This window comes from Sphingomicrobium sp., assembly GCA_036563485.1.
In the GTDB taxonomy this organism is placed as follows: Bacteria; Pseudomonadota; Alphaproteobacteria; order Sphingomonadales; family Sphingomonadaceae; genus Sphingomicrobium.
Genome location: DATCMI010000001.1, coordinates 1 through 22,062, shown reverse-complemented (window position 1 = coordinate 22,062; position 22,062 = coordinate 1). Strand labels below are relative to the sequence as shown.

The 22,062-nt window shown below is 66.7% G+C and carries 19 protein-coding genes; 15 read left to right on the top strand and 4 right to left on the bottom strand.

From position 1 onward, the window contains the following. The first annotated feature begins 16 nt into the window (after positions 1 to 16). From nuoH to VIL42_00045, 11 genes are read left to right on the top strand one after another with little or no spacing between them, the layout of a single operon-like run. Entirely contained in the window at positions 17 to 1,051 is a 1,035-nt protein-coding gene (nuoH, locus tag VIL42_00095; protein HEY8591249.1) for an NADH-quinone oxidoreductase subunit NuoH, read from the top strand. Beyond that, complete coding sequence (gene nuoI, locus VIL42_00090) at positions 1,048 to 1,527, top strand: NADH-quinone oxidoreductase subunit NuoI (GenBank protein HEY8591248.1); 480 nt, start codon at positions 1,048 to 1,050, stop codon at positions 1,525 to 1,527. Before nuoH ends, nuoI begins: the two co-directional genes overlap by 4 nt. 24 nt (positions 1,528 to 1,551) lie before the next feature. Continuing rightward, positions 1,552 to 2,157, top strand: coding sequence for an NADH-quinone oxidoreductase subunit J (locus VIL42_00085; GenBank protein HEY8591247.1), 606 nt, complete (start codon positions 1,552 to 1,554; stop codon positions 2,155 to 2,157). After that, positions 2,154 to 2,459, top strand: a complete 306-nt coding sequence (gene nuoK / locus VIL42_00080) for an NADH-quinone oxidoreductase subunit NuoK (GenBank protein HEY8591246.1) — start codon at positions 2,154 to 2,156, stop codon at positions 2,457 to 2,459. Before VIL42_00085 ends, nuoK begins: the two co-directional genes overlap by 4 nt. Beyond that, positions 2,460 to 4,526, top strand: coding sequence for an NADH-quinone oxidoreductase subunit L (gene nuoL, locus VIL42_00075; GenBank protein ID HEY8591245.1), 2,067 nt, complete (start codon positions 2,460 to 2,462; stop codon positions 4,524 to 4,526). It abuts the gene before it with no gap. Beyond that, a complete protein-coding gene (locus tag VIL42_00070) occupies positions 4,523 to 6,061 on the top strand; it encodes an NADH-quinone oxidoreductase subunit M (protein ID HEY8591244.1) in 1,539 nt (512 codons plus the stop codon). Before nuoL ends, VIL42_00070 begins: the two co-directional genes overlap by 4 nt. Further along, positions 6,061 to 7,494: an NADH-quinone oxidoreductase subunit NuoN gene (gene nuoN / locus VIL42_00065; protein ID HEY8591243.1), complete on the top strand. Its 1,434-nt coding sequence runs from the start codon at positions 6,061 to 6,063 to the stop codon at positions 7,492 to 7,494. Before VIL42_00070 ends, nuoN begins: the two co-directional genes overlap by 1 nt. After that, positions 7,434 to 8,180, top strand: a complete 747-nt coding sequence (locus VIL42_00060) for a biotin--[acetyl-CoA-carboxylase] ligase (protein HEY8591242.1) — start codon at positions 7,434 to 7,436, stop codon at positions 8,178 to 8,180. The genes nuoN and VIL42_00060 overlap by 61 nt, the downstream gene beginning before the upstream one ends. Positions 8,181 to 8,210: 30 nt before the next feature. After that, a complete protein-coding gene (locus tag VIL42_00055; protein HEY8591241.1) occupies positions 8,211 to 8,996 on the top strand; it encodes a type III pantothenate kinase in 786 nt (261 codons plus the stop codon). After that, positions 8,993 to 10,633 (top strand): ribonuclease J, encoded by a 1,641-nt coding sequence (locus VIL42_00050; GenBank protein ID HEY8591240.1) that lies wholly within the window; start codon positions 8,993 to 8,995, stop codon positions 10,631 to 10,633. Before VIL42_00055 ends, VIL42_00050 begins: the two co-directional genes overlap by 4 nt. Beyond that, entirely contained in the window at positions 10,630 to 10,890 is a 261-nt protein-coding gene (locus tag VIL42_00045) for a DUF1467 family protein (GenBank protein HEY8591239.1), read from the top strand. Before VIL42_00050 ends, VIL42_00045 begins: the two co-directional genes overlap by 4 nt. An 8-nt stretch (positions 10,891 to 10,898) precedes the next feature. Here the strand turns inward: VIL42_00045 and VIL42_00040 are convergent, their stop codons facing one another. Continuing rightward, positions 10,899 to 13,205, bottom strand: a complete 2,307-nt coding sequence (locus tag VIL42_00040) for a hypothetical protein (protein ID HEY8591238.1) — start codon at positions 13,203 to 13,205, stop codon at positions 10,899 to 10,901. 74 nt (positions 13,206 to 13,279) lie between these two features. On the opposite strand from VIL42_00040, the gene VIL42_00035 reads away from it, so the two are divergent. Genes VIL42_00035 through VIL42_00025 form a run of 3 tightly spaced genes read left to right on the top strand, consistent with a single transcriptional unit; the run spans position 13,280 to position 16,863 of the window. Further along, on the top strand, positions 13,280 to 14,461 hold the full coding sequence (locus VIL42_00035; GenBank protein HEY8591237.1) for an NTP transferase domain-containing protein: 1,182 nt from the start codon (positions 13,280 to 13,282) through the stop codon (positions 14,459 to 14,461). Positions 14,462 to 14,498: 37 nt separating this feature from the next. Further along, complete coding sequence (locus VIL42_00030) at positions 14,499 to 15,542, top strand: DUF2336 domain-containing protein (protein HEY8591236.1); 1,044 nt, start codon at positions 14,499 to 14,501, stop codon at positions 15,540 to 15,542. A gap of 22 nt (positions 15,543 to 15,564) precedes the next feature. Continuing rightward, positions 15,565 to 16,863, top strand: a complete 1,299-nt coding sequence (locus tag VIL42_00025; GenBank protein ID HEY8591235.1) for a HAMP domain-containing sensor histidine kinase — start codon at positions 15,565 to 15,567, stop codon at positions 16,861 to 16,863. Here the strand turns inward: VIL42_00025 and VIL42_00020 are convergent. Together VIL42_00020 and gltX are read right to left on the bottom strand one after the other, a co-directional pair. Beyond that, positions 16,860 to 18,149, bottom strand: coding sequence for a citrate synthase (locus VIL42_00020; GenBank protein ID HEY8591234.1), 1,290 nt, complete (start codon positions 18,147 to 18,149; stop codon positions 16,860 to 16,862). The genes VIL42_00025 and VIL42_00020 overlap by 4 nt on opposite strands. After that, complete coding sequence (gene gltX, locus VIL42_00015) at positions 18,146 to 19,558, bottom strand: glutamate--tRNA ligase (protein ID HEY8591233.1); 1,413 nt, start codon at positions 19,556 to 19,558, stop codon at positions 18,146 to 18,148. The genes VIL42_00020 and gltX overlap by 4 nt, the downstream gene beginning before the upstream one ends. Before the next feature lie 41 nt (positions 19,559 to 19,599). Here gltX and VIL42_00010 point away from each other — a divergent pair, with 41 nt between their 5' ends. Next, the gene (locus VIL42_00010) at positions 19,600 to 21,735 is read left to right on the top strand and encodes a ComEC/Rec2 family competence protein (protein ID HEY8591232.1); all 2,136 of its coding nucleotides are present in this window, start codon (positions 19,600 to 19,602) and stop codon (positions 21,733 to 21,735) included. Here the strand turns inward: VIL42_00010 and VIL42_00005 are convergent. After that, positions 21,732 to 22,061, bottom strand: a complete 330-nt coding sequence (locus tag VIL42_00005) for a VOC family protein (protein ID HEY8591231.1) — start codon at positions 22,059 to 22,061, stop codon at positions 21,732 to 21,734. The genes VIL42_00010 and VIL42_00005 overlap by 4 nt on opposite strands. Position 22,062 lies beyond the last annotated feature (1 nt).

The following is a 22,062-nucleotide window of genomic DNA, read 5'->3' as shown; positions in this document are numbered from 1 at the left end:
CTTCGTCAACCATGGCATGCAATATGGCTGGGCCTGGTTCCTGGCGACGGTGATCGGCATCCTGCTGATCGCGCTTCCGCTGATGCTCGGCGTGGCGATGATCATCTATGCCGACCGCAAGATCTGGGCTGCCATCGCGCTGCGCCGGGGTCCGAACGTCGTCGGTCCCTGGGGCCTGCTGCAAAGCTTCGCGGACGGCCTGAAGGTCTTCCTCAAGGAAACGATCGTCCCGACCAGCGCGAATAAGGGCCTGTTCCTGATCGCGCCGATCGTCACCTTTACCACCGCGCTGATCGTCTGGGCGGTGGTGCCGTTCGACGCCGGCGTGGTGCTCGCAGACGTCAATGTTGGCTTGCTCTACATCCTCGCCGCAAGCTCGCTTGGTGTGTACGGCGTGATCGTCGCCGGTTGGGCGTCCAACTCGAAATATCCCTTCTTCTCCGCCCTTCGCGCCGCCGCGCAGATGGTCAGCTACGAAGTCTCGATCGGCTTTGTCCTCATCACCGTCGTGCTGTGGGCCGGCACCTTCAACATGTCGGCCATCGTCCTTCAGCAGACGGGCCACGTCCTCGGCATCTTCAACGGCTTCGGCTTCAATCCCTTGCTGTTCCCGATGGCGGTGGTGTTCCTGATCAGCTCGATGGCGGAAACCTTCCGCACACCGTTCGACCTGGTCGAAGCGGAAAGCGAACTCGTCGCCGGGCACCAAACCGAATATTCGTCGATGAGCTTCGCGCTCTTCTGGCTCGGCGAATATGGCAACGTCATCCTGATGTGCGCGCTCAATGCGACGCTCTTCTGGGGCGGGTGGCTGCCGCCGCTCAACATCGACCTCATTCCTTGGTTCGATATCCCCGGCATCGTCTGGCTGTTCGGCAAGATGATGTTCTTCTTCTTCGTCTTCAGCTGGGTGAAGGCGACGGTGCCGCGCTATCGCTACGACCAGCTGATGCGGCTCGGCTGGAAGATCTTCCTGCCGCTGTCGATCATCTTCGTCATTCTCGTCTCGGGATATTTGATGCTCACCCGCTACGGAGGGCCGGTCGCATGATGCACTGGCTCAAGTCCTTCACGCTTTGGGAGCTGCTGCGCGGCCACGCGCTGACGCTGAAGTACTTCTTCAAGCCCAAGGCGACCATCAATTACCCGTACGAAAAGGCGCCGCAGAGCCCGCGCTTCCGCGGCGAGCATGCGCTTCGCCGCTATCCGAACGGCGAAGAGCGCTGCATCGCCTGCAAGCTGTGCGAGGCGGTATGCCCGGCGCTGGCGATCACGATCGAGGCCGAACCGCGCGAGGACGGCAGCCGCCGCACCACGCGCTACGACATCGACATGGTCAAATGCATCTATTGCGGGCTGTGCCAGGAAGCCTGCCCGGTAGACGCCATCGTCGAAGGGCCGAACCTCGAATTCGCGACCGAGACGCGTGAGGAACTGCTCTACGACAAGGCCAAATTGCTCGCTAACGGCGACAGGTGGGAACAGGCGATTGCCGCCAACCTTGCCGCCGATGCGCCCTACCGATAAGCGCGCCGCAACAGGGTCCCCGACTTGATCGCAACGATAGCCTTTTACCTGTTCGCGACGCTCACCATCGTTCCGGCGATTGCGGTGATCTTCGCGCGCAACCCGGTCCACAGCGTGCTGTGGCTGATCCTCGCTTTCTTCAATGCGGCGGGGCTGATGCTGCTCGTCGGCGCCGAGTTCATCGCGATGCTGCTGGTGATCGTCTATGTCGGCGCGGTCGCGGTGCTGTTCCTGTTCGTCGTCATGATGCTCGACGTCGATTTCGCGAGCCTTCGCAGCGGCTTCACGCGAAACCTGCCGTTCGGGCTCATCATCGCCTTCGTGCTGCTTGCCGAGATCGTCGTTGCCGTCTTCGCGCACCGCGCCGGACCTGCGTCAGTCGCGCACGAAATTCCAAGGACCAGGGTGCCGAATATCGAAGCAGTTGGACAGCTGCTGTACAGTCGCTACTTGCTGGCGTTCGAGCTTGCGGGACTGATCCTCCTCGTCGCGATGGTCGGTGCGATCGTGCTGACGCATCGCAGCCGCGGCGATACGCGCACGCCCAATGCATCGCGCCAGCTGCGCCGCCGGCCCGGCGACGCGATCAAGAACATGGATCCGGGCTTCGGTGAGGGGATGAAGCTGTGATCGGCCTCGGTCATTATCTCGCCGTCGCCGCGATCCTCTTCACGATCGGCGTGCTCGGCATCTTCCTCAACCGCCGCAACGTCATTCTGATGCTGATGGCGATCGAGCTGATCCTGCTCGCGGTGAACATCAATCTCGTCGCTTTTTCGGCCTATCTCGGCGACCTGACTGGCCAGGTGCTGGCGATGTTCGTCCTGACCGTGGCGGCCGCCGAAGCGGCGATCGGGCTTGCCATCCTCGTCATCTTCTTCCGCCGCCGCGGCTCCATCGCGGTCGACCAAGCCAACCGGATGCGCGGATAAATGCACCCATTGATTCTCATCGTATTCCTGCCGCTGGTTGCCGCGATCATCGCCGGCCTGTTCGGCCGCTGGATCGGCAGGACGGCCGCCAAGGTGGTGACCACCGGCGCTTTGTTCGCCGCCGCTGCGCTCAGCTGGCCGATATTCCTCTCTTATGTTGGCGGCGACGCGCAAGCGACGGTCGTGCCGGTGCTCGACTGGATCCGCTCGGGCTCGCTGCGCGTCGATTGGGCGCTTCGCCTCGACAGCCTCACGGCCGTGATGCTCGTCGTGGTGACGAGCGTCTCGAGCCTCGTCCACCTCTACAGCTGGGGCTATATGGAGGACGACCCGAGCCAGTCTCGCTTCTTCTCCTATCTGTCGCTGTTCACCTTCGCGATGCTGATGCTCGTGACCGCGAACAACCTGGTCCAGATGTTCTTCGGCTGGGAAGGGGTCGGTCTCGCTTCCTACCTGCTGATCGGCTTCTGGTACTACAAGCCGTCGGCCAATGCCGCCGCGCTCAAGGCGTTCGTCGTCAACCGCGTCGGCGACTTCGGCTTCAGCCTTGGCATATTCGGCACCTTCCTGGTGTTCGGCACCGTCTCGATCCCCGAAATCCTCGCGGCAGCGCCGGGGATGGCAGGCTCGACGATCGGCTTTGCGGGTCTGCGCGCCGACACGATGACCGTGCTCTGCCTGCTGCTGTTCATCGGCGCGATGGGCAAGTCGGCGCAGCTTGGCCTCCACACCTGGCTTCCGGACGCGATGGAAGGCCCGACGCCCGTCAGCGCCCTCATCCATGCGGCGACGATGGTCACCGCCGGCGTGTTCATGGTCTGCCGCCTTTCGCCGATGTTCGAACAGTCGGAAACCGCGCTCACCGTCGTCACCTGGATCGGCGCCGCGACCTGCATCTTCGCGGCGACGGTCGGCTGCGCGCAGAACGACATCAAGCGGGTGATCGCTTATTCGACCTGTTCGCAGCTCGGCTACATGTTCTTCGCCGCCGGCGTCGGCGCCTATGGCGCGGCGATGTTCCACTTGTTCACGCATGCCTTCTTCAAGGCTTTGCTGTTCCTCGGCGCAGGCAGCGTCATTCACGCGATGCACCGCGAACAGGACATGCGTTACTATGGCGCGCTCCGTAAGGAGATCCCGATCACCTTCTGGGTGATGGTCATCGGCACGCTGGCGATCACCGGCGTCGGCATCATGGCCTTGGGCGCGTTCCCAGGCCTCGGCTTTGCCGGCTTCTGGTCGAAGGATTCCATCCTCGAGGCCGCGTGGGCCAGCGGTTCGGTCGCCGGCACCATGGCCTTCTGGATCGGCTCCTTCGCCGCGCTGCTGACCAGCTTCTACAGCTGGCGCCTGATCTTCCTGACCTTCTTCGGCAAGGCCCGGTGGGCGGCGTCCGAGCACATCCAGCATGCCGTTCACGGCGATCATCACGACCACCCGTCCGACGAACATGGCGACAGCAGCCACAGCGCCCACGCGGCGCCCGCGACGGGCACTGCCGGCTATCACCCGCACGAAAGCCCGCTGTCGATGCTGGTGCCGCTTGCCGTTCTCTCGCTCGGCGCGCTGCTCGCTGGCCAGCTGTTCCACGGCATCTTCCTCGAAGCGGACCATGCGCCGGAGTTCTGGCACGGCGCGCTCGCGTTCGACGAGCATCTCGCCCACGCAATGCATGAGGTACCGCTGCTGGTGAAGCTCAGCGCGACCATCGCCATGCTGATCGGCCTTGCCATCGCCTACAACAATTACATCCGGCGCCCGGGCGCGGCCGAAGGGTTCGTTCGGACCTTCCCGTTCATCCACCGCTTCGTGTCGAACAAATGGTATTTCGACGAGCTCTACGACCGCATCTTCGTGCGTCCGTCGCTGTGGCTCGGCCGCCTCTTCTGGCACCGCGGTGACGAAAAGACGATCGACCGCTTCGGCCCGCACGGCGCGGCTTATGCGGTCGGCTTCGGTAACCGCATCACCGCGCGCTTCCAGTCCGGCTATCTCTATTCCTACGCCCTCGTCATGCTGCTCGGCCTGATCGGGGCGGCGAGTTGGGCGATCTGGTGGGCTCGATGAACACTCTGCCCTTGCTCACCATCATGATCGCCGTCCCGCTGATCGCGGGCGCAATCGCGCTGTTCCTCAACCGCGAGGGGGCGCGCTGGACGGCGCTGATCGCCACCCTGATCGACTTCGCGCTCGGCCTTTACATGTGGTCGGCTTACGACCCCGACGGCGCCCAGTGGCAGTTCGTCGAAAAGCTGCCGATCGGCGGCGGGATCAGCTGGGCGCTCGGGATCGACGGCATCGCGATGGTGCTGATCATGCTCAGCGTGTTCCTGATGCCGATCTGCATCGGCGCCAGCTGGCGCGCGATCGAACGCCGGGTTCCCGAATACATGGCGGCCTTCCTGCTGATGGAGGCGCTGATGATCGGCGTCTTCGCGGCGCAGGACCTGTTCCTCTTCTACGTCTTCTTCGAGGGTGGCCTGATCCCGATGTATCTGATCATCGGCATCTGGGGCGGCGCCGAGCGCATCAAGGCTAGCTACAAATTCTTCCTCTACACCCTGCTCGGCTCGGTGCTGATGCTGATCGCCATGCTCTACATGGCGCTCACCGCGGGCACGACGTCGATCCCCGAGCTGATGGCGTACAACTTCCCGGTCGACGTGCAGAAGTGGCTGTTCCTGGCCTTCTTCGCCAGCTTCGCGGTGAAGATGCCGATGTGGCCGGTCCACACCTGGTTGCCCGACGCCCACGTCCAGGCGCCGACCGCCGGCTCGGTGATCCTGGCCGGCGTGCTTCTGAAGATGGGCGGCTACGGCTTCATCCGCTTCTCGCTGCCGATGTTCCCCAACGGCTCGGCCGAGTTCATTCCGTTGGTCTTCGTCCTGTCCGGCATCGCGGTGGTCTACACCAGCCTCGTCGCCCTCGTGCAGCGCGACATGAAGAAGCTCATCGCTTATTCGTCCGTCGCCCACATGGCCTTCGTAACGTTCGGCCTGTTCGCGATGAACCGCCAGGGTCTCGAAGGCGCGATGATCGTGATGCTCAGCCACGGCCTGGTGTCGGGCGCGCTCTTCCTGTGCGTCGGCGTCGTCTACGACCGCATGCACACGCGTGAGATCGACCGCTACGGCGGCGTCGCCAACAACATGCCCGGCTATGCCTTGCTGTTCCTGGTCTTCACCATGGCGAGCGTCGGTCTTCCCGGCACCAGCGGCTTCGTCGGCGAATTCCTGGCGCTGATCGGCACCTATCAGGCGTCGAGCTGGGCGGCGATCGTCGCCACCACGGGCATCATCCTCGGCGCGGCCTACATGCTTCTCCTCTACTGGCGCATCGCCTTCGGCGTCGCACGCACGAACGAAGCGGCGGCGATGAAGGATCTCGATATGCGCGAATGGTGGCTTCTCGCCCCAATCGCCGCGGCGGTCTTCTGGATGGGCATCTACCCGGAAAGCTTCCTGCGCCCGATCCGCGCCGACGTCGGCCGCGTCCTTGAGCGGCTCGAGGCCGTAGCGCCGCCGGGCGACGCGAAACTGACACTCGGCAAGGGCGCGCAGCATGGCGCCGGAGAGGAACATCATATGGAGGCGGGCCACTAATGGAGCGCTTCGCCCCGATCCTTCCCGAGATCATCCTGACCATCGGCGGCATCGTCCTGATGATGATGGCGGCGTTTACCGGCCGCCGCGGCTCGACGCTGATCAGCTGGCTCGCCGTCGCGCTGCTCATCGGCGCTACCGTGGCGCTGATCGGCGCGCCCTCGCACGCCGGGCCCGTGTTCGACGGCCTCGTAACCGCCGATCTGTTCGCCAGCTTCGGCAAGGCGATCATGTTCCCCGCGGCCGCGATCGCCATCATTGCCGCCCATGGCTGGTTCGACCGCCACGCCGAACATGCGTCGGAATATGCCGTGCTGATCATCTTCAGCACCGTCGGCATGAGCGTGATGGTCTCGGCGACCAGCCTCGTCACGCTCTATGTCGGCCTCGAGCTGCAGAGCCTCGCCGGCTACGTCCTCGCCTCCTATCGCCGCCGCGACGAGCGTTCGGCCGAAGCGGGCCTCAAATATTTCGTGCTCGGCGCGCTTGCGAGCGGCATCCTGCTCTACGGCATTTCGCTGCTCTACGGCTTCACCGGCACGACGAACTTCAACGGCATCGCCGCCGCGTTCGAGCGTGGCGCGCCGACGCTCGGCATGCTGTTCGGCCTCGTCTTCGTACTCGCCGGCCTTGCCTTCAAGGCGAGCGTCGTACCGTTCCACATGTGGACTCCGGACGTCTACGAAGGTGCGCCGACGCCGGTCACCGCCTTCTTCGCCTCGGCGCCAAAGGTCGCGGCGATCCTTCTCGCCGTCCGCGTCTGCATCGAGGCGCTTGGCCCGGCGACCGACGCATGGCGGCAGATCGTGATCTTCGCCTCGCTCGCGTCGATCTTCCTCGGGGCGGTCGCCGCTTACGGGCAGACCAACATCAAGCGCCTGCTCGCTTATTCCTCGATCAACAATGTCGGCTTCGCGCTGGTCGGCCTCGCCGCCGCTGGCCCGGCGGGCACCTCGTCGGTGCTGTTCTACATGGCCATCTATGTCGTGATGACGCTCGGCGCCTTCCTCTGCGTACTGTGGATGCGCGACGCGGAAGGGCGTCCGGTCGAGGACATCGCCAGCTTGTCCGGCCTATCGCAGACGCGGCCTGGCCTTGCCGCCGCCTTCGCCATCTTCATGTTCAGCCTTGCCGGCATCCCGCCCTTGTTCGGCTTCTGGCCTAAGCTGCTGGTGTTCACCGCCGCGGTCCAGGCCGGCTATATCGCGCTCGCGGTCGCGGCGATCCTCGGTACCGTCATCGGCGCTTATTATTACCTGCGCATCGTCAAGGTGATGTATTTCGACGATCCCGCCGAGCCCTACGCCCGGGTCCGTGAGCCGGTGCAGGGCGCGCTGATCCTGATTGCCGCCATCGCCGTCTCGCCGCTCGGATACCTGCTGATCGGCCCGCTGAGCGCCATCACCGACCGCGCTGCCGGATCCCTGTTCTGAGCCGCATTCGCATCGTCGAGCGCACCGGCTCGACCAACGAGGACTTGCTGGCAGACCTAAGCGCCGCCGAAGGCGATTGGCTCCTCGCGCGCGAACAGGAAGCGGGCAGGGGCCGTCAGGGCCGCGACTGGGTCTCTCCGCCCGGCAACTTCTACGGCAGCACCTTGGTCGAACTCCGGCCCCGCGATCCCGCGCCGCAGACGCTCTCGCTCGTCGCCGGCCTGGCCGTTATCGAAGCAATCGACCTGGCGCTCCCCGGCGAGCCGCTGATGCTCAAATGGCCGAACGACGTTTTGCTGCTCGGCCGCAAGCTCGTCGGAATCCTGCTGGAGCGCAGCGCCGACCGGGTCGTCGTCGGCATAGGCGTCAACCTCGCGACCGCGCCGATCCTTGCCGACCGGGAATGCGCTTCCCTGTCGGGCCGCATCGCGCCGGAAGCGTTCGCGCCCTTGCTCGCCGGAAGCTTCGACCGGCTGCTGGGTCTGTGGCGCACGGCGGCCCCGGCACTGCTCGCCCAAGCCTGGCAAGCGCGCGCCCACCCGCTCGGCACCCGGCTCACCGTCCACGCCAGCCCGACCGAGACTATCAGCGGCCGCTTCGACGGGCTCGAACCAGACGGCGCACTTCGCCTCCGCCTCGACAATGGCGCGCTGGAGATTGTCCGCGCCGGGGACGTCGAGTTGTGAACAGCCGGCAGCACCGGTAGGAGCGCGGCCATGCTGCTCGCCATCGACGCCGGCAATACCAACCTCGTCTTCGCGCTGGTCGACGCGGGCGAGATCAAGACGCGCTGGCGCATCGCGACGGACCCCCGCCGGACGGCGGACGAATATGCGGTCTGGCTCCACCAGCTGCTGGAGCTCGAGGGTTATTCGAAGTCCGACGTGACGGCAGTGATGATCGGCACGGTGGTGCCGCGCGCGCTCCACAACCTACAGGTGCTCGCGAACAAATATTTCCACGCCGAGGCGCTTGTCGCGGGGCAGGGGAAAGCCGCCTGGCCGATCGAGCTGGATGTCGATGAGCCGCAGAATGTCGGCGCCGACCGCGCCCTCAACGCCATCGCCGCCCATGCGAAATATCCCGGCGACCTGATCGTGATCGATTTCGGCACGGCGACGACCTTCGACGTGGTCGGCCCAGAGGGCGCCTATCGCGGCGGCATTATCGCGCCGGGCATCAACCTGTCGCTGGACGCCTTGGTCAGCGCTGCTGCCAAGCTGCCGCGCATCGCGATTGAAGCGCCGGCCCAGACCAGGTCGGTGATCGGGCGGACGACTCAAAGCCAGATGCAGATCGGCATCTACTGGGGCTATGTCGCGATGCTCGAAGGCCTGACGCAGCGGATCAGGGACGAACTCGCGCGTCCGGCGACCGTGGTCGCGACCGGCGGCCTGGCCGCCTTGTTCAACGAGCACACGCAAGTGTTCGACGCGATTGAACCCGATTTGACGATCCAGGGTTTGAGCCTGATGCACGACATGGTGACCAGCGACCAATGACCCCCGGAGAAGAACTCCTGTTCCTCGCGCTCGGCGGCTCGGGCGAGATCGGCATGAACGTCAATCTCTACGGGTGCCGGGGCCAGTGGATCATGATCGATCTCGGTCTGACCTTCGCCGGTCCGGATCATCCCGGGATCGACCTCATCCTCCCCGACCTCGAATTCATCGAGGACCGGCAGGACAGCCTTGCCGGTATCGTCCTCACCCACGGGCACGAAGACCATATCGGCGCGCTGCCGTACCTCGCGGACGAGCTCAAGGCGCCGCTTTACGCGACGCCGTTCACTGCCGGGCTGATCGCCGGAAAGCTCGAGGAAGAAGGGCTCACCGGCCGGGTGAAGCTCAACACGGTCGAACGCGGCGGCACGATCGAGGTCGGGCCGTTCCGCATCACCTTCGTAGCGCTGTCCCACTCGATCCCGGAGGGCAACGGCCTGCTGATCGAAACGCCGTTCGGGAACATCTTCCACACGGGCGACTGGAAGATCGACGAGGCGCCGGTGCTCGGAAGCGAGGCCGATACCGATCTGCTGACGGAGATCGGCGACCGTGGCGTTCTCGCATTGGTGTGCGATTCCACCAACGTCTTTCAGAACGCGCCGTCGGGATCGGAAGAAAGTGTGCGACCGGGCCTGCTGGAGCAGGTGCGCAAGGCCAAGGGCCGCGTGCTGGTGACGACCTTCGCCTCCAACGCCGCGCGATTAGAGACGATCGGCAGGGTCGCGGAGGAGGCGGGCCGGAAGGTTTGCGTCGCCGGCCGCTCGCTCGACCGTATCCTCCGCGTCGCGCAATCGACCGGCTACCTCCGCGATTTCCCGCCGCCGATCAGCTTCGATGAAGCGATGCGCCTGCCGAAGAGCGAAGTCCTGGTCATCGCGACCGGCGGGCAGGGGGAGCCGCGCGCCGCGCTCGGCCGCATCGCGTCGGGCAACCACGATCTGAAGCTCGGCAGGGACGATACGGTGATCTTCTCGTCGCGGATCATCCCCGGGAACGAGGTGGCGATCGGTCGGATCATGAACCAGCTGTCCGACCTCGGCGTGAACATCGTCACCGAGCGCCAGGCCCATGTCCACGTGTCCGGGCACCCGGGCCGCCCCGAGCTGGAACAGATGTACGACTGGGTTCGCCCGAACATCGTCATCCCGGTCCACGGTGAAGCGCGCCACCTCAACGAACATTCGCGTGTCGCGCTCGCCCATGGCGTTCCGCACACCGTCGTTCAGAAGAATGGCGATGTCGTTCGCCTCGCGCCGGGCGAGCCGAAGAAGATCGACGAAGTGCGGGTCGGCCAATTGGTGCTCGACGGCGACGTGATCCTCCCGGCGGAAGGCGCGACCGTCAACGAGCGGCGCAAGATCGGCTTTGGCGGCTTGATCGCGGTTGCCCTGCCGGTCGGTCGTAACGGCCAGCTTGCCGGAAAGCCGATGATTCGCCCGTTCGGAGTCCCGGTCGAGGAGGATCGCGACGACTTCATCGCTGATGCGGCGGACGCCGCGACGCGGGCATGGAGCCCCGGTTCGGACGAGGACAAGGTCCGCGAAGCCGTCCGCCTGGCCGTCCGCCGCTGCGCGACCTTGTGGACCGGCAAGAAGCCGATGGTCGAGGTGATGCTGCTTCAAGTCGCGGCATGAAGCTCACCTCGATCCTTGCCATCTACCTGCTGTTCTTCGCGGCAAGCGCGTTCCTGCTGCTGCCGTTCGGGGTGCGGACGACGGAGGAGGTCGGGGCGGAAAGGGTGCCGGGCCAGGCCGACAGCGCGCCGCACCATTTCGACGCCAAGCGCCACTTCCTCAAGGCAGCCTTGCTCGCGCTGGTCTTCTTCGCGTTATATTATGCGAACTGGAACTTTGGCTGGATCACCGCCGAGGACCTCGACTTCTACAATTAGGCGACGCTTCAGCGGCGCTTGTCGATCGCCTGCGCCAGAGCGGCGTACAGCTTGCCCATGTCCGACGACATCAGTGTAACCGCGATCATCCCGCCATCGCGCTCGGCGAGCACGCGCCGAAGCATGGCTTCGAAATCGTGGACGTAGCGGTTGACCGACCGCTGGAACTCGATGTCGCTCTCGTAATGCGCACGGATGGCGCGGCTTTCGCTGCCCCCGATCAGGCGCACTGCGCGGTTCGTGAAGACCCCGCGATTGCCCTTGAGGTAGGAATCCCACGCTTTGTCGTCGATCTCGTCGGACAGGATCTTGCCGACATCGATCGCCGCCGAGTTCATCGAATCCATCAATAGCGAGACGCGCCGCGCGAAGGCTTCGCTGTCCTTCTCGCGCTGCTCCTTCTTCGTCTCCTCCACATGCGCCTCTAGCGCCGCCGCGCTCTGGCCGAGCGTCAGCATCTGCTGGGTCAAACGGTCCGATGCGCTGCGGGCGGACTCGACCGCGCGCGCTGCCACCGTTTCGACTTCCGCCAGGCGATCCTCGATGCTTTCGCGGATGACGCGTTCCAGCGCCGCGCGGGTCTCCTCCGAAAGCTTGCCTGCGCTCGCCGGAATGACTGATTCAATCGCTTCGCGCGCCCGCTCGGCGGCATGGGCAGCGGCTTCCTTGACCTGGACCAGGGCGCTGACCAGCGACGGTCCGGTTTCCGCCGCCAGGATCCCAGCTTCGGCGCGGGCTTCGATGATGGCGGAGGCGAGCTCTTCCAGTCGCGCCGTCGACGTCCCGACGCCGTCGTCTACCTGGCTGAGCAGGGCGGCAAGCGCGTCCTGATGCTCGACGATACCCTGGCCCGTGCGGGCGATCCGTTCGTCCACCTCCACAGCGGCATCGCGCAGCCAGCCGATCTCCGGCCGCATTGCGCCCGCCGCCTGCAACAGCCGGTCGGCGCCGCCCTGCGCTTCGCCGATGGCGCTGCCCAGATTGTCGCGGATCTCGTCGGTCAGCCGGTCCACAGTCTCGCGCAGCGACGCAGTGCGCTCGGCTACCGCGCCGATCGCCTGGTCCTGGCTGCTTGCCTGGCCGGCCAGCGTGTCGAGCTCGGTGCGCGCGCGTGTCAGTGATTCAAGGAAGCGGTTGGCGCGTTCGTCGCCATGGCTCGCAAGTTCGCTGAACTTTTCGTCGATGAGCGCCAGCCCGCGCTCGATCTCGGCGATCATCTGCTGCGAGGCCTGATCCTGTTCGGCGACGCGGCTGGACAGCATTTCGAGCGAGGTGTTGGCGCGGGCGAGGTTGGACGCGAGCGACTCCGATGCTTCGGTGCCGGCCCGGCCGATCCCGGCCGAGGCCTGCTGGACCAGCGACGCAACAGCACTCGCCTGCACGTCGATCCCCGCCCTGACTTCGTCCAGCGTCGCGGCGGTCCGATCGAGCAAGGTGTCGAGCGTACTGGCCATGACGGCTTCCGCTTCGCCGACCCGTTCGCCGGCGCTCGCCCCGGCCGTCTCGATCTCGGACAGGCGGACGGCCAGGCGGTCCGTGGCTTCGGAAATCATCTGCTCCGCATCCCGCGTGCGTGCCGACAGCTGGTCCACCTGCTCGCCGAAAGCCGCCGTCTTCTCGGCCGAATCGCTGGCCACGGACCGCAGCTGCTCGGACAGGCGGCGCGTCGTCTCTTCGGCGCGCGGCAGGTCTTCGAGCAGGACGCCGATGTCATTGCGCGCCGATTCGGCGGCGCGGTCGAGTGCGTCGCCGTGACGCTTCAGCCGCTCGCTGCTGGTGTCGAACTGCTGGGTAATGCCGCCGAGCTTGCCCGTCGCATCGTCGCCGAGCTGCATCAGGTGCTGCGCCATCATGGTCAGATCGGCGCGGCTATCGTTGATGCGTTGTGAAAGAACCGCGAGCAGCGCCTCCAGCGAGCGCGCCTCCGAGCGCATCGCCACGACCGAACGGGTGAACCGCTCGGCTTCCTTGCGCCGCGTCCGCCCGAAGATCAGCCACAGCAGGCCGAGCAGCGCCAGCGGCCCGGTCGCCACCGCCAGCCATTGCGCCAGCAGCGGCGAACTGAGCGGCTGCCCGGCAAGGGTCCGTCCCGCGGACCATGCCGCATAAGCGAGCCACAGCGCCGCAAGGACGGCGAGCGCGATGCCGAGCACCTGCCGGCCGCCAGCGTTGCGGTCCTCGGCCGCTCGCGGCGCTTCGAGCCATTGCTCCTCCGCAGCCAGCGAGTCGTAAGCCTCCGCACTCGTGAGTTCGAGGGGCTCGCCTGCGTGCGGGTCCGCTTGCAGGGGTTCGGCGCGCTGTGGGGTGGGTGTCATCGCAAGAAACAGTTTACCACCTTTGAAGGGGCAAGAAAGCGATTAGAGAGGGTTTTCGACGGGGAGGGATGCGAATGGCGGTCGGCGCGCTGATCGGCGCCTATCAGGAAGACGATAGCGGGGGGCTGCGCGCGCTTCTCCCGCTGTCCGGCCGCACGCTTATCGAATATCAGGTGCGCTGCGCCGTCGCCGCCGGCGCCGCCCCCATCATCATTGTCGTCGAGCGGGTGCCGCAGGCGCTGCAGGACGCATTCGAGCGTCTCCGCCTTGACGGCGTCGGCGTAATTCCCTGCAGCGACGTTCGCGAAGCCGTCAGCCGGTTCGAAGCTGGATCGACCATCCTCCTCATCGGCGATGGCGTCGCTCCTCCCGCGGACCTCGTTGCGAGCCTTGCCGAGGAAGCGGAACCCGCCATCGCCACAGTGCCCGACGACGAAGCCCATGCCATGTTCGAGCGCATCGACGCCGAAGCCCGCTGGGCAGGGGTGGCGGTGGTCGATTCGAACCTGCTCGCCTCGACGGCGGCGATGCTCGGCGACTGGGACCTTCAATCGACCTTGTTGCGCCGGACGATCCAGGAAGGCGCGCGGCGGGTCTCGTCCGGCGAGCTCGGCGGCGATCCCTTGCTCGCCGACAGCGCCGAGGATCTCCAGGATTTCCAGCGCCGCCTGCTCGTCGGCTCCCGCGGCGCGCGCCCTGATTGGGTCAGCCGGTACCTGCTCCCGCCAATCGAGGAATTCGCGACCGAGCTACTGATGAAGCAGCGGGTCCCGCCGTTATGGCTGATGTGGGGTGCGGTCGCGCTGACTCTCGTCGCCGCTTTCTGCTTCATCAAGGGATGGCTCGGCGCCGGGCTTATCCTCCTGATCCTCGGCCTTCCGCTCGACCTCATCGCCAGCCGCCTTGCGGCGCTTCGCCTTCGCCCGCTCCCGGTGCGGCTGCTTAGCCGCCGGGCCCTATGGCCCGCCGCCGGGATCGCCCTGCTTGCGCTCGGATGGTGGGAAATGCGCGGGCTCGGGGGCTGGGGGGCACTCGTGACTGCCGCCGCAGCCGCCGCTTTCGCTGAAGCCGCGCGGCTCGAGCGCACCGGCATGCCCGACACCGAATTATGGCTGATCTCGCGCCGCAGCGCGATCGTCGCCGCTGTCCCATTCGCCCTCGCCGGGGCATGGAACAGCTATCTGATCGGCCTTCTCGCTTACGCGGCGATCTCCTTTTTCATCATCCAGCACGTGCGGCACAATTCGTCCAATTGACCGCAAGTTAACTCAAATCGGATAAACGCGGGCCGAGATGATGCCGGAAGAATGGCCGATCGCAGCGCCCGCAGCCGGGCGCAGTGCGCCTGCACGCGCCGCGGGCTGCGAGCGGCTGGACACCGTCCGCGCCGATTTCTTCCTCCCCCCGGCAGAGCGCCTGACGGAGCAGGAACGGGCGCTGATGACCGCAATGCTCCATTGCCTGATCGGCGACATCGCCGCCGACCTGCGCGCCGCGCTGCCGGTCGGCCGGGCCGGAGCCAACGATGACGAGACGTCTCTCGTGGAAGCCCTGACCCGCTCGGGCCTGCTCGACGAGCCCGAGCTGATCGCCCTCCTCCTGCGCCGCGCGGACGAGGAGCGGATCGGCTCCGCCGCCCGGGCGCGCAGCGGCCGTCGCGGTGCGCGTGCACTCCAGGCTTTGGTCAGTCATCAGGACGCAGGGGTCGCGGCCGCCGCCATGGGCTTGATCCTCGGGCAGGGCCGCAGGCGCGACCGCTTCGGCCAATGCCTGCTCGCATTCGACGACCTTCCGCCGGACCTCGCCTCCCGCCTCGCCGCCGCAGTCGCCGCCGTCATGCGGCACGATGTTGCCGTCCGCGGCAGCGCCGAAGATGCCGACGCGGAGCTCGGGTCGGCGGTGGCGCAGCTGCTGCACCGGCACGACGCCGACCGCAGCAGCGATGTGCTCACCGCCCGACTGTTGCGCGCCTTGGTCGCCGCCGACGCGCTGAGCGACGAACTCCTGGCCGCCGCGGCGCAGGAAGGCGAGGTCGCCTTCCTTGCCGGCGCCATCGGCCTTCGCGCCGAGATCGCGCCAGGAATTGCCATCGCCGAACTCCTCTCCGGCGAAGCGGGACGGCTGGCGCGACTCCTGCGATGCGCCTCATTCTCGCGCGACTTGGCTGCCGCCATTCTGGCGAGCATCGGCGACCTGCTAGGCATGGACGATCCGGCCGCCGCGATCGCCGAATTCGACAACCTCCACGCAGACGAGGTCGCCGCGGCCCGCAACTGGCTTGCCGCCTCGCCCCATTATCGCGCTGCGGTCGACGCACTGAGTGGCCGGCATGGCTAGCGTGCCTTCAGAGCCGCGTGCCGTGGTGGGCCGCCTTGATGCCGGAGGGCGCCTGGTGTCCGCCGACCCGGAGCTGGAGGCGCTGCAGCGGGAGGCCGGCTCAGGAATGGGCAAGCAGCTCGCGCTGCCGCAGGTCGCCGCTGTCGCGGATCTCGCACGGACGTTGGGCACGGCGGTTTCGCGGCCGGCCATCGCCGCCGCTGCCGACCATGATGTCGAACTCTGGGTAAGCGCCGCTCCCGACGGCGACCAGATCCTGCTGACGCTGGAAGGCTGGACGGTGCGTCCGCCGGCCGCGCCTCGGCTTGCCGCAATCCTCGGCGGCGGTGGCGATGCCACAGCCTCGCCGAGCGCCGACGAGTGGAGCGCCGACGAGGAACTGCGCATCATCGCTCTTTCCCCAGGTCTTGCCGAGCGGCTCGGCGTCGATCCGCTCGAAGCCGCAGGGGCGCCGCTCACCTGCCTCGTCCGGCTGGAGGAAGGCGAAGACGGGGACATGCCGCTCATCGCTGCCGCCGCGACCCGCCGCGGCTTCTCCGGCCAACGGGCGCGGAGCAGGCACGACCGCGGCACCGCCTTCGTCCTCAGCGGCGACGTGGTCACGGGGGCCGACGGCGCATTCGCCGGTTTTCGCGGCAAGGCTGTCGCCGAGCAGGCGGCGCATGCACCGGCGCGGCACGGGCTCGCCTTCGACGGTGAGCTGGACGAGCTGCTTCGTTCACCCGTGGACCGGATCATCGAGACGGCCGACAGGATCGCCGCCGGCGCCGATGGGCCGCTGCGCGAGGATTATGCGAGCTACGGCAACGACATTGCGTCGGCAGCCCGGCACCTGATGTCGGTGCTTCGCTCGATGAGCGAGGACCCGTCGCAGGGCCACGACGTGGTCGATCTCGCCGGCCTCAGCGCCGAAGCGGTCATCATGCTCGAATCTTCTGCGGAGGAGCGGGGCGTGACCATCGATCTCGGCCAGCCGCGGCCGCTCCGCGTGCGCGGTCAGGAGCGCGGCGTCATCCAGATCGTCGTCAACTTGATCGTCAACGCGCTTCGCCATTCGCCCGAGGGGGGCACGGTGCGGCTGAGCTTCGCCAGCACCGCCGGGACGGCCTCCGTCACCGTGAGCGACGAGGGCCCGGGCATTTCGCCCGGCGACGAGCAGCGGATCTTCGAGCGCTTCGAGCGCGGCGACGCCCAGGCGAGCGGCACGGGCCTCGGCCTCGCCATCTCCCGCCGCCTGGCTCGCTCGATGGGCGGCGACGTGACCCTCGACAGCAGCGCGGGCGAGGGCGCCCGCTTCACGCTGACCTTGCCGGCGGCCTAGCTCCGCTGGTCGACGGGGACATAGTCCCGCTGCGGCGCACCGACGTAGAGCTGCCGCGGACGGCCGATCTTCTGCGCTGGGTCGGCGATCATCTCGTTCCACTGCGCGACCCAGCCGACCGTCCGCGCCAGCGCGAACAAAGCGGTGAACATGTCGGTCGGGAAGCCGATCGCATTGAGGATCACGCCGGAATAGAAATCGACGTTCGGATAGAGCTTCTTCTCGACGAAATAATCGTCGTTGAGCGCGATATGCTCGAGCTCCTTGGCGACATCGAGCACCGGGTCGGAGATGTTGAGCTCTTTCAGCACCTCGTCGGCAGTCGCCTTCATCACCTTCGCGCGCGGGTCGAAATTCTTGTAGACGCGGTGGCCGAAGCCCATCAGCCGGAACGGATCGTCCTTGTCCTTGGCGCGGGCGATATATTCCGGGATGCGTTTCACGTCGCCGATCTCGCGCAGCATGTTCAGCGCCGCTTCGTTGGCGCCGCCATGCGCTGGGCCCCACAGGCAGGCGATGCCCGCCGCGATACAGGCGAACGGATTGGCTCCAGACGACCCCGCCAGCCGCACCGTCGACGTCGACGCATTCTGCTCATGGTCGGCGTGAAGGATGAAGATCCGCCGCATCGCCCGCTCGATGATCGGGTTGACCTCATACGGCTCGGCCGGGACGCCGAAGGTCATGCGCAGGAAGTTGCCAGTATAGGACAGGTTGTTCTGGGGGTACATGAACGGCTGCCCCAGGCTGTACTTGAACGCCATCGCCGTCAGCGTCGGCATCTTGGCGATCAGCCGGTGCGACGCGATCATCCGCTGCTCGGGATCGGTGATGTCGGTGCTGTCGTGGTAGAAGGCTGACAGCGCCCCGACCACGCCGCACATGATCGCCATCGGGTGGGCGTCGCGCCGGAACCCGCGGAAGAAGGTCGCCAGCTGCTCGTGGACCATCGTGTGGCGGCTGATGGTGTAGTTGAAGGATTCGAGCTCCGCCTTCTTCGGCAGCTCGCCGTGGATCAGCAGGTAGGCGACTTCCATGAAGGTCGACTGCTCGGCGAGCTGGTCGATCGGATAGCCGCGGTGGAGGAGGATGCCCTTTTCACCGTCGATATAGGTGATCTTGCTCTCGCAGCTCGCGGTCGAGGTGAAGCCGGGGTCGTAGGTGAACATCCCCGTGTCGCCGTACAGCTTGCGGATATCGACCACTTCCGGCCCGACGGTGCCGTCCAGGACCGGGAAATCATGATCTCCCCCCGGCGTTTTCAACGTCACGCTTTGATCGGTCATTCTGCAGGCTCCATTTGGTCGGCGATGCGGGCGAGGGCTTCGTCCCTGCCCAGCAGCGCGAGAACGTCGAAAATCCCGGGCGAGGTCGTGCGCCCGGTAAGCGCGGCGCGAAGCGGCTGGGCGAGCTTGCCGAGCTTAACGCCGCCCGCCTCCGCAACGTCGCGGATGGCTGCCTCTAACGATGCTCCGTCCCACTCCGCAAGCGCGGCAAGCTTGCCGTGTGCGGCAGCAAGCAGGCCGCGGGCGTCCGGCGTCAGCAGCGCCGCGGCGGCGTCGTCGACGCGGAGCGGCCGTTCGGTGAACAAAAAGCCTGCACTGTCCGCAAGTTGCGGCACGGTGTTCGCGCGCGTCTTGAGCTCCGGCATTGCCTTGACCAGCAGCGCGCGCTGCTCCTCACCGATGCCGAGCTTCGGCGCGATCAGGTCCGCGAGCCGCTGATCGTCGGCCTCGCGCATATAATGGCCGTTGAGGCTCTCCAGCTTCTTGAAGTCGAAGCGCGACGGCGACTTGCCGACTTGGGGCAGGTCGAACCACTCGATCGCCTGCTCGCGGCTGATGATCTCGTCGTCGCCATGCCCCCAGCCGAGGCGAAGCAGATAGTTGAACAAGGCTTCGGGCAGGATCCCGAGCTCGTCGCGATAATCGGCGACGCTCATCGCCCCATGCCGCTTGCTCAGCTTGGCGCCGTCCGGGCCGTGGATCAGCGGAATGTGGGCATAGGTCGGCTCCGGCCAGCCCATGGCGCGGATGATCGCCAGCTGGCGGAAGGCATTGTTGAGATGGTCGTCGCCGCGGATGATGTGGGTGACGCCCATGTCATGGTCGTCGACGACTACGGCCAGCATATAGGTCGGGGTCCCGTCGGAGCGCAGAAGGACGAAATCGTCGAGCTCCGCATTCTGGACCGACACCGTACCCTGGACGAGGTCGTCGATCACCGTCTCGCCCTCGCGGGGCGCCTTCAGCCGAATAACGAACGGCTTGTCGGCCTGCTCGTCCGCGGTGTCGCGCCACGGGCTTTCGATCCGGAACGGCTTGCGGTCGCGCTGCGCCGTCTCGCGCTGCGCGGCGAGCTCCTCCTGCGTCATGTAGCAGCGATAGGCGTGGCCGCGCTCGAGCAGGCGGTGGGCGACTTCCGCATGGCGCGCCCAAAATTGCGACTGATAATATTCGTGCCCGTCCCAATCGATGCCGAGCCAGCGCAGCCCGTCCAGGATCACCGCGATCGCCTCGTCCGTCGACCGCGCCTTGTCGGTATCCTCGATCCGCAGCAGCGCCTTGCCGCCGTGGTGGCGCGCGTAGAGCCATGAGAACAGGCCCGTGCGGGCGTTGCCGATGTGAAGCATTCCCGTGGGCGAGGGGGCGAAACGTGTGACGACCGGCCGCTGATCTGTGGGACGTGAACTCATGCTTGCGCTGAGGCGCGCTTTCCTCTCTTGGTTCTTCTGCAATGCAATGGACGAGCGCCCCTAACATAGGGGAAGCTGCTCTTCCACAGCGGGCTCGGGGCTATTGGAAGGCGCGGTTTTCCGCGGCTGCGGAGCGGCTGGAGACGCTCCTCGAGGCGGAGCGTACGCAGCTTCCGCCCTGGGTTGTCGTCGGCCTCGGCTGCGGCATCGCCGCCTGGTTCGCCCTCGATGCCCCCAATCAATGGCTTTCCTTCCTTCTCGTCGCTGCCGGGCTGGCGCTCGGCGGCTTTGTGCTTGGGCAGGGCCGGGCCGGTCTAGCACTCGGCTGGTTCGCCTTGGCCGCCGCGATCGGCTGCGGGCTCATCTGGGCGCGCGCAGCCTATGTCGCGCAGCCGCGGCTCGAACGCCCTGTGGTCACGAAGGTCAGCGGCACGGTCGAAGCCGTCGACCACCTTGCCGCGCGCGATAGCGTCCGGCTCACGGTGCGCCCCAACGGGAACGAACTTCCGCCGCGCATCCGTCTCTCGCTCGACGAGCACAAAGCACCAACTGGCCTTGCACGCGGGGCGGTGATCAGCGCCAAGGCGCGGCTCGCGCCGCCGCCGCCCATGGCGCTGCCCGGCACTTATGATTTCGCCCGCGATGCCTGGTTCTGGCGCATCGGCGCAGTCGGCAAGGCGCTCGGACCCGTGACGGTGCTCAAGCCGGGACAGGCGCGCGGGCTGGACGGCACCCGCGACAACCTGCGCCGGCATATCGAAAGCCGCTTGGCCGAAGGACCGGCGGGGATCGGGGTCGCCCTCGCGACCGGCGCCCAGAATGCGGTGCTGAAGGAGGATGCCGAAGCGATGCGCCGCTCGGGGCTCACACACCTGCTGTCGGTCAGCGGCTTGCATATCGCAGCGGTCGTCGGCTTTGCGATGCTGCTCAGCCTGAAGCTTCTCGCGCTTAGCGAGCGGCTGGCGCTGCGCTTCAACCTGGTGCTGGTCTCGGCGGCCGTCGCAGCCGCGGCGGGCGTCGGCTACACATTGCTGACCGGCGCGCAGGTGCCGACGGTGCGCAGCTGCGTCGCCGCCTTGCTCGTGCTGCTCGGCATTGCGCTTGGCCGTGACGCCCTCAGCCTTCGCCTGATCGCCACCGGCGCGCTGCTGGTGCTGCTGTTCCGCCCCGAGGCACTGGCCGGCGCAAGTTTTCAGATGAGCTTCGGCGCGGTCACCGCAATCGTTGCGCTCCACTCGACGAAATGGGCGCGCAATTTGCTCCAGCGCCGCGACGAGGGACCCGTCAAGCGCTTCGGCCGCGGCCTCCTCGGGCTGGTCGCGACCGGCCTGGTGGTCGAAGCTGCTCTGGCTCCGATCGCACTCTACCACTTCCACCGTTCCGGCCTTTACGGCGTCTTCGCCAACATCGTCGCCATCCCAATGACGACCTTCGTCATCATGCCGACCGAGGCGCTGGCGCTCGCTTTCGACCCTTTGGGTTGGGGTGCGCCATTCTGGTGGCTGTGCCGCCATGCGATCGAAGCGCTGCTCAGCGTCGCACATGCGGTCTCCGGGACCAGCGGCGCCGTCTTCCTCACGCCGTCGATGCCCACCTGGTCGTTTGCGCTGATGGTCGCCGGAGGGATCTGGCTGTGCTTGTGGAACACGCGTCTGCGGCTTCTCGGGATGATGCCGGTGGCGGTGGGCGCCCTTGGTGCCGCCCTTGCGCCAGCGCCCGACCTGCTGGTCACCGGCGACGGCATGCATGTGGCGGTGGTTGAAAATGGCCGCCCTTTGCTCTTGCGCGACCGCGCCGGCGACTATGTCCGCAGCCTCGTTGCCGAGGCCTCCGGCTTCGACGGCGAACCCGCGAGCCTTGACGCGCAACAGTTCAGCGCCTGCTCGCGCGACGCCTGCGTCGCGCTACTGCTCAGGGGAGGGGCGCAGTGGCGCCTGCTCGGGACCCGGTCGGCAACGCGCATCGACTGGACAACGATCACCCGCGCCTGTGCCAAGGCGGACATCGTCGTCTCATCACGCCGGCTACCTCGCGGATGCGTCGCCCGCTGGCTGAAGCTCGATTCCGCGGCGCTCCGCCATACCGGCGGGCTCGCCATCTATCTCGGGAGTGAACCGCGCGTCGATACCGTAGCGGAACGTCTCGGCGCCCACCCGTGGGCGCAGTTCAGCCGCTAGGTCTCGCTCCAGACCGCGAGTTCGCTGCCCGACGGATCGATGAAGTGGAAGCGCCGCCCGCCAGGGAAGGAGAAGATCGGCTTGGCGATGACGCCGCCCGACTTCGAGACCGCGTCGAACGCAGCTTCGAGGTCTTCGACCCGGATCACCGGCAGCGGCGCCGAAAGGGCATCCGACGGATCCCCCTGGAGGCCGACGTCGGTCGTGCCATTGGTCGTCGCCGAATAGGTCGGCCCATATTCCGCGAACTGCCAACCAAACGCCTTTGAGTAGAAGGCGCGCGTCAGCTCATGCGCGGTCGCGGTCGGCAGCTCGACATAATCGATG